Annotated in this window: 2 protein-coding genes and 2 pseudogenes; 2 read left to right on the top strand and 2 right to left on the bottom strand. The window is 39.3% G+C overall.

Annotated features, from left to right (window positions below; genetic code table 11):
* Nucleotides 1–26: 26 nt before the first annotated feature.
* Nucleotides 27–1,043, bottom strand: a complete 1,017-nt coding sequence (locus GX654_02425; GenBank protein NLD35701.1) for an IS110 family transposase — start codon at nucleotides 1,041–1,043, stop codon at nucleotides 27–29.
* A 395-nt stretch (nucleotides 1,044–1,438) separates the two neighbouring features.
* On the opposite strand from GX654_02425, the pseudogene GX654_02420 reads away from it, so the two are divergent.
* Both GX654_02420 and GX654_02415 read left to right on the top strand, forming a co-directional pair.
* Nucleotides 1,439–2,087 (top strand): annotated as a pseudogene (locus GX654_02420) (virulence RhuM family protein).
* Nucleotides 2,088–2,419: 332 nt separating this feature from the next.
* Nucleotides 2,420–3,229 carry an MBL fold metallo-hydrolase gene (locus GX654_02415; protein NLD35700.1) on the top strand — a complete coding sequence of 270 codons (810 nt, stop codon included), beginning with the start codon at nucleotides 2,420–2,422 and terminating at the stop codon, nucleotides 3,227–3,229.
* Nucleotides 3,230–3,299: 70 nt separating this feature from the next.
* On the opposite strand, the pseudogene GX654_02410 reads toward GX654_02415, so the two are convergent.
* A pseudogene (locus GX654_02410) lies at nucleotides 3,300–3,809 on the bottom strand (SDR family NAD(P)-dependent oxidoreductase).
* Nucleotides 3,810–3,936 lie beyond the last annotated feature (127 nt).

Below are 3,936 nucleotides of genomic sequence, written 5' to 3'. Positions count from 1 at the left end.
CCAGTTATCTGCCGCACGATCTTTACCTACCTGAATAATTTTTCAGCATTGTATGATACCTTATCCCTCATTACATAATATGATGCCCTGGCAAGCTTGTTACTCAAAGCCTTGATTGCCACTATATTATTTCTCTTTGCCTTCTTGCGTTCATAAAAACTGGTAATCTCAGGATAACTCCTCTTGGCTGCATTGGCTGCCTCTATATATGCCCATGAAAGATATTTATTGCCGTTCTTCTTGTTACCCTCACCTTTCTTCTTGTTATCTGATAATCTTATACTCTTTACTGCCCTGCAATAGGATGAGTAATTACCAACAGTTGGAAATCGTCTTATATCTCCAACCTCAAGCATTATTGTAAGGCCAAGTATCTTTCCTATACCAGGCACGGTCAAAAGTTTATCAAACTCAGGTCTTAATTTTGTATGAGATAGCACTTCACTTTCTATCTCATCAATCTTATTGTCTAAAAACCGGATCACAGAAATATTATTTCTTGCAGTCATTATCAGAAAAGGATCATTAAACAGGTTAGAGGCATCAGAGTCATTGAGTCTCTTAATCTCCCTGACAGACATCTTATACCCATGGTTTCTTGTAATGGCGCTCTGAAGACTCAAGATGTGGGAAGTTCTGTGCTGGACAAATAATTGCCTTCTTCTTAAGGCATCCCTGACATGACGTTCATCTTTAGGATATATATACCCCTCAGGCAATATATCCAGTCGTTTCAAATGAGCCAGCCAGAACGAATCCCATTTGTCATCTCTATGCTTCCTGCCTTCATATTGTTGAATGGCATTTGGATTAGCCAGGTTTACTTTATAGCCGTTTTCCATTAATCCATCCACAAGCCAGTACCAGTTGTATGTCGATTCAACTACTATGCTTTCAAGCTCTTTTTTAAAGGGATTAAGTGCAGCTAGGACCTGATTCAATTCGTTTGGCATTTTTTTCTGAAATAACCTTTCATCTTTTTCGTTTATAACTCCTATGAAGTTATTACTTGAATGCAAATCTATTCCTGCGTATAATTTCATTCCGGCACCTCCTAGATCCAATAACATTGTTATGCGCTTATGCGCTATGGTCCATAGTACCCCAAATAATACTATGGATGGGGAGGTGCCTATATTAGCATAAATATTACAATGCTCTTAACTCGGAACCCTTTATATGTTTATCAGGCCTACACAATTGACAGAATTGACTTCTGTGAAATAGGTGTCGCACCTCAAAATATCAATTGAGCTGGATAAAAGATAACAGGTTAAAAGGTCTTTCAGGAAAAGAATTACAGGACCCTTGGTTTTAAGTTTGACCTTATCTTTGTGAACAGGGACAACAAGCTTGATAACCTGAAGACAGGTGAAGAGAAATTGAAGGTGCGGGTTATGGAGGGAGAATTTAAGAAAAGTATGTGGGAGATGGAAAGATGAGAAAAAAAAAGATTTCGCTACTTCCTATAAAAAAAGAGGTTTCGATGGTTCGTTCATCTGCTGCTGAGTATCTGACTTTTATCGCAGCCACAGGCAATAGTGAAATCAGTGTGGAAATGCGCTATGAAGATGAGAACATCTGGCTTACCCAAAAGATGATGGCTACTCTCTATGATGTTACGGTTTCTGCCGTCAATCAACATTTAAAGACTATTTTTAATGACAATGAACTACAACGGGAGGCAACTATTAAGAAATACTTAATAGTTCAATCCGAAGGCTCTAGACAAGTTAAGCGTGAGGTAGAACATTATCCCTGTCGCCAAGAACTACTTGAATGAGTATGAAATGGCGCAGATGCAACGGATTGTTTCTGCGTATCTGGATATGGCAGAACTGCAGGCTATGCGAAAAATTCCAATGACAATGGCTGACTGGGAAAAACGCCTGTCTGGCTTTTTAACATTGTGGGATAGGGAAATATTACAAGATGCAGGGAAAGTTACTGCTGAGCTTGCAAAAAATCACGCTGAATGCGAATTTGAAAAATACAGGATTGTTCAGGACAGGCTTTTCGAAAGTGATTTTGATAAGATGCTTAAACAGATTGGCTCTCTGAAAAAACCCGAGGATATTGATGAATAAGCAAACGGCGCATTTTATGGACGATTGAAATCGGGATCGTGCGTTAAAATATCAATTGTGCTGGATAAAAGCTAACAGGCTAAAAGGTCTTTCAGAAACAGAGTTACAGAACCCTTGGTTTTGAGTTTGACCACTATGTGGGAAGTTTTTACATTGATATTATAAGTACTTTTTATCATTTATTCTGTTTCTTCCCTGGCTGGAGCGTGGTTTGAAAAAAGATGGCACAGGCATTGTGACCCTTAATTGTTTGAACTGTCTAAAATTGACATGTATATAACGGTACACTATACTCCTTTTACTTTAACTACATATTTCAGGAGAGACTCCATATGAAAAAGATCACCGATCATGTATTCGCTAAAACATCATTCCATGGCTGCAACTCCGGGTTTATTGTAACAAAGGAAGGGGCTGTGGTTATTGATACGCCAATGGTTCCATCTGAGGCCCGGGAATGGAAACAGAAAATAGAGGAACATGCGCCTGTAAAGTATGTGATAATTAACGAGGCTCATACTGATCATTATTGCGGAGGCTGTTACCTTGGTGGTACTGTTATAGGGACTGATGATTCAGTAAATGCCCTTAAGAATGCGAAAATAGAAACCCTTATAAGAGAACTATCATGGATGGCCCCTGGCACTCCTGCGCCTGATGAAACATTCTATTTCAGGCCCCCTGAGATCGCTATTAATGGAGATGTAACATTATATCTTCACGATCATACAATCAAAATCCTCATGGTGCCTGGCCATACAGCAAAACAACTGGCAGTTTATGTGCCGGAAGAAAAGGTGCTCTTTACCTCGGATAATATCAATCTTGCTATTCCCATATTCATAGATGCCCTTCCTCATGAATGGATAACCTCCTTGAACCGATTAAGCGAGCTGGATGTTGAGCATGTCATTCCAGGCCATGGCGAGATAACAGATAAAAGCGCCTTTAAAAACATGAAAGACAAGATTAATATATGGATGGATTTTGTAGGTGGAGCAATTAACCAGGGTATGGATTTAGAGAAGATTCGTTCAAAAATAATGGTCGCAAAGGAATTCGAAAGAATACCGAAAGAGGGGCCAATGGCAGGTATCTTTAACATGAACCTGGATGCGCTTTACAGGGCGTTGTCAAAATAGAAAACAGCCCACTAAAAAAAAATATTTCATGGGCCATGTTTTGTTTACAGGGACGAAAAAATTTTCACCCCTAGTGCGCCTGTATAATGGAATTTTTCATAAAGTCATTAAGCTTCATGATATCTCTTCCCTGCTCTTTGCACCTCTCATGCATATCCGGCACCAGGATAATGTAATCTTCTCTTTTCATTCCTTCAATGAAGCCTTCTGCCAGTTGATCGGCTGTGAGAAAAAAGGGCATTTTAAAAAACTCTTCAGTATCCTTTTTCATCTTGATCTTTTCTTCTTCTGTGCCCACATACCTTGAGTTCTCACTTATATTAGTCCTTACCCCGCCGGGCACCAGGCATGAAACCTTGATGCCATACTGTCCAAGATAGCCATACAGGGATTCAGTTAAGCCAAGAATCCCTGCTTTTGTTGTTATATAGGGTATGCCCAGCATCTCTTGTGTGTAGATAAGTGCCTGTATGGATGAAACATTGACTATATAACCGCTGCCCCTTTCAATAAAATGGGGCATAAAGGCATGTATGTTACGTATATAACCCATAAGGTTTGTGTTGATGATAAATTTCCAGTGTCAATGGTCGTTAAAAAGTGAGCCATTTTCGGTCGTGAAAACTGAGCCACTTTACATTTCAATTTGATCTGATTTTATTGCCTCCTTTTCATTATTCTTTCTAAGACGATAACTATTCCCTTTG

The sequence above is a fragment of the Desulfatiglans sp. genome (assembly GCA_012513605.1).
In the GTDB taxonomy this organism is placed as follows: Bacteria; Desulfobacterota; DSM-4660; order Desulfatiglandales; family HGW-15; genus JAAZBV01.
Note: the sequence above shows the minus strand (reverse complement) of the source record. Positions and strands in the feature narration are given on the sequence as shown.